The organism is Shewanella sp. T24-MNA-CIBAN-0130 (assembly GCF_040310185.1).
Classification (GTDB): Bacteria; Pseudomonadota; Gammaproteobacteria; order Enterobacterales; family Shewanellaceae; genus Shewanella; species Shewanella psychromarinicola.
In genome coordinates this window covers 1-344 of the sequence record NZ_JBEOPP010000186.1, presented here as the reverse complement: position 1 = coordinate 344, position 344 = coordinate 1, and the positions used below count along the sequence as shown (strand labels likewise).

General features: G+C 40.4%; 1 protein-coding gene. It reads right to left on the bottom strand.

What is annotated here, in order from left to right; genetic code table 11:
• Window positions 1-273, bottom strand: a 273-nt coding sequence (locus AAEZ02_RS22015) for a prepilin-type N-terminal cleavage/methylation domain-containing protein (RefSeq protein ID WP_351125101.1), incomplete at its 3' end; no start/stop codon positions are given.
• Window positions 274-344 lie beyond the last annotated feature (71 nt).

Here is a 344-nt window from a genome sequence, read left to right as displayed (position 1 = left end):
GTCGATATCAATATCGATTAAGTCATCTCGGTTTGTGACAGCTTGCACTCGTAAGCTCGTCATTTTTGAACGGGCATACACCAGAGTATTGGCTGTTTTAATGCTGCCCATGAGGCTCGATAAGGTGCGCTGTCTCGCTTCGGTACTCAAGCCAATAAATTTAGGTGCTGCAACCAGCGCTAGAATACCTAAAATAATGATGACCACAATCAACTCTATTAAGGTAAATCCTTTTGAGAGAACTTGTGTTTGGAGTCGAATCGATTGTGACATCAAATTGTCCTGTTATTTACGTAAGACGTTTCTGACACTAAATAACACTAATAAACCGCATAGTATGAGTA